We start from the raw sequence: 3,529 nt of genomic DNA on the forward strand, positions 1-3,529 counted from the left end.
TATCACAATCGGCCGGAGTTGACCGAGGAGCGGTTCGTTCCGAATCCGTTGACGCCGCCGTGGCCGGATCCGCGGACGTATCGGACGGGGGATCTAGTGAAGTGGCGGGCGGACGGGACGTTGGAGTTCGTCGGGCGGATCGACAACCAGGTCAAGCTGCGGGGGTACCGGATCGAGCTCGGTGAGATCGAGGCCGCCCTCACCGCCCACCCCCACATCCACACCACCGCCGTCACCACCCGCGAAGACACACCCGGAAGCAAACAGCTGGTCGCCTACATCGTCGCGACGCCCGGCAACGCACCCACCACACAACAACTCCGCACCCATCTCCAGCAGCAGCTCCCCGAGTACATGGTCCCCAGCACGTATGTCGTCCTGGACGAGCTGCCGCTCACACCCAACGGGAAGGTCGACACCAAGGCCCTGCCCGCCCCCGACCACCACCGCCCCGACCTCGGCACCGCCTACACCGCCCCCCGGACGGACACCGAGCGCACCCTCGCCGCGATCTGGTCCGAGATCCTGGGCATCGACACCATCGGCATCCACGACAACTTCTTCGAGCTCGGCGGAGATTCGATCGTCAGCATTCAGATGATCGCCCGGGCCAAGAAGTTCGGCGTGCACCTCACGCCGCGGCAGATCTTCAAGAGCCAGACGATCGCCGAGATCGCGGTCCACGCCGCCGCGGCCACGTCGGTCGACGCGGAACAGGGCCGAGTGGCGGGCGAGGTCCCGCTGACACCGATCCAGCACTGGTTCTTCGAGAAGGACCTGTCGACGTTCGACCACTTCAACCAGGCCGAGCTGCTCGTCACCGACGGACTCGCCCCCGATGTGCTGCGGCTCGCGCTGGCAGACCTGACGGAGCACCACGACGCACTGCGCCTGCGCTGCGTGAACGGGCCCGACGGCTGGCGTCAGTACCTGGACGAGACCGTGGACACCGACATCCTCGACGTGCACGACCTGTCCGAGGTCCCGGACGAATCCTTGGCGTCGGCGGCGCACGACATCGCGGAGGAGACGCAGCAGAGCCTCGGTCTGGCCAAGGGGCCGTTGCTGCGGGCCGCCCTGCTGGAGCTGGGGCCGACGCGCGGACAGCGGTTGCTCACAGTCGTACACCACCTGGCGGTCGACGGTGTGTCCTGGCGGGTGCTCCTGGAGGACCTGGGCAGCTGCTACGAGCGACGGGCTGCTGGTCTCGCGCCCCTGCTGCCGGCGAAGACGACGTCGTTCCGGTCGTGGGCCCAGCGGTTGAACGTCTTCGCCGAATCGGCCGAGGCACGCTCCGAATACGCCTACTGGGCCGAGCCCAAGCCGGCCGGTCGGGTGCCGCGTGACCGGGACGGCCGCAACGACGTGAGGTCGGCCGCCAGCGTCTCGGCGGCGCTCAGCCCCGAGGAGACGCGTGCCCTGCTGAGAGACGTGCCCCGAGCTTTCAGTACCCGGATCAACGACGCGTTGCTCACCGCACTGGCCCATGCCCTGCGGGACTGGACGGGGGACGACGAGATCCTGATCGGCCTGGAGGGACACGGCCGCGAGGACCTCTTCCCGGACGTGGACCTGTCACGAACGGTCGGATGGTTCACGTCCGTCTTCCCCGTCGCGCTGAGCCTGGCCCCCGGAGCCACGGGGCCGGTGGCCTCGCTCGACTCCGTACGCGAGCAGGTGGCGCGGATTCCCAACAAGGGCATCGGCTACGGCATTCTGCGCCACCTCGGCACCCCGGACGTGGCCGACGCACTGCGCCGGCAGCCCACCCCGGAAGTGAACTTCAACTACCTGGGGCAGTTCACCAGGGAACTGCCGGGCATCGGGCGGTACGCAGGTCCCGACGAGTCGAAGGGCCACTCGATCGGCCCGGACGGCATGCGCTGGAACGTCCTGGACGTGACCGCGGCCGTCGAAGGCGACACGTTCGGTCTGTACATCAGCTACTCGACCGCGCTGCACGAGCGGCACACCGTGGAACGCCTGGCCAACGGTGTCGTCGGCCATCTGCGCGAGCTGATCGCCGGAAGTGTGGACGGAGCCGCCGACGCCCGCCGGGAGACCCCCGGCGTTCCCCTCACCGATGTCGGTGAGACCGACATGGCCGCGATCCTGAAGAGGTTCTCGATATGAGCGCGCACAACGTGGAAGACGTCTACGGACTCTCGCCCCTGCAGTTCGGCATGCTGTACCACTCGCTGGAGGACACTTCCGACACGCGCCCGTACATGGTGCAGATGGCCGAGGAGTTCTCGGGCCCGCTCGACGAGAAGCTGTTCGGGGGCGCCTGGCAGCAGCTCGTCGACCGGCACTCGATCCTGCGCAGCGCGTTCGTGTGGGAGGGGGTCTCGGAGCCGGTGCAAGTGGTGCAGCGCAGCGCTCCGCTCCCCTTCGAGACGAGGGACCTGCGCGGCCTGCCCGATCAGGAGGAACGGCTGAGCGCCTTCCTGGCGGAGGACTGGGACCGGGGGTTCGACCTCTCGCGGGCCCCACTGGTCCGGGTCACCGTGCTGCGGATGGAGGAGGAGCGCCGGATCGTTGTCTGGTCGTTCCACCACATCCTCCTCGATGGCTGGAGCGTGCAGATCCTCCAGAAGGAGCTGTTCGCCCTCTACCGCGCTCTGCTCGACGGTGTTCCCGCCGGACTGCCGGCGACCGCGCCCTACCGCCGCTACATCGAGTGGCTCAACGCCCGGCAGGACGACGGCTCCGCGGCGTTCTGGACCGACTACCTCGCGGGCGTCACCGAGCCCACCGCCCTCCACGTCGACCGGGACACCGGGGACACGGGAGTCGGCGAGTTCGAGGTGTGCGCCTCCACGGAGCTGTTCACACGGGCCCGGGAGTACGCCAGGTCCCAGCGCGTCACGATGAACACCCTGGTGCAGGGCCTGTGGTCGATCCTGCTCTCGCGGTACAGCCGCCAGGACGAGGTGCTGTTCGGCTCCACCATCTCGGGCCGGTCGATCGATCTGCCCGATGTCGATTCGATGATGGGGCTGTTCATCAACACGCTGCCGGTACGCGGCCGCCTCACCGGCGACCTGGTCGTCTCCGAGTGGCTGAGGGACCTCCAGGACGAGCAACTGGAGATGCGGCAGTGGGAGTACTGCCACCTCGTCGACGTGCAGAAGCACAGCAGGATCCCGCGCGGCGAGCCACTTTTCCGGTCCATCCTCGTCTTCGAGAACTACCCGGTGGTGCAGAAGCCCTCGGACTTCCCCGAGAAGCTGACCCGGCGACTGATCAACTGCGTGGAGCGCACCGGATACCCGCTGACCCTCGTCGTATCGGCCGGCCGGGCACTGGAGTTCCGCTTCGTCTATGACCGGAGCAGATTCGACGCGAAGACGATCGAGCGTATGGCGGGCCACCTCGAAACCCTGCTGACCTCGGTAGTGGACGCGCCCGGCGCACGCATCGGCGATCTCCAGATGTTGACGGTGGGTGAGCGTCGGGAGGTGTTGGTGGAGTGGAATGGTGTGGTGGGTCCGTATCCGGATACGGCTTCTGTTCATCGGCTTGTTGA

Annotated in this window: 2 protein-coding genes; both read left to right on the top strand. The window is 67.8% G+C overall.

Annotated elements, in window-relative coordinates:
* Positions 1-96: 96 nt before the first annotated feature.
* On the top strand, positions 97-2,133 hold the full coding sequence (locus ACIQGQ_RS37150) for a condensation domain-containing protein (protein ID WP_402405099.1): 2,037 nt from the start codon (positions 97-99) through the stop codon (positions 2,131-2,133).
* On the top strand, positions 2,130-3,529 hold a 1,400-nt coding region (locus tag ACIQGQ_RS37155), incomplete at its 3' end, for a condensation domain-containing protein (RefSeq protein ID WP_402405102.1). The genes ACIQGQ_RS37150 and ACIQGQ_RS37155, both read left to right, overlap by 4 nt.

It is taken from the genome of Streptomyces sp. NPDC092952 (genome assembly GCF_044754785.1).
Classification (GTDB): domain Bacteria; phylum Actinomycetota; class Actinomycetes; order Streptomycetales; family Streptomycetaceae; genus Streptomyces.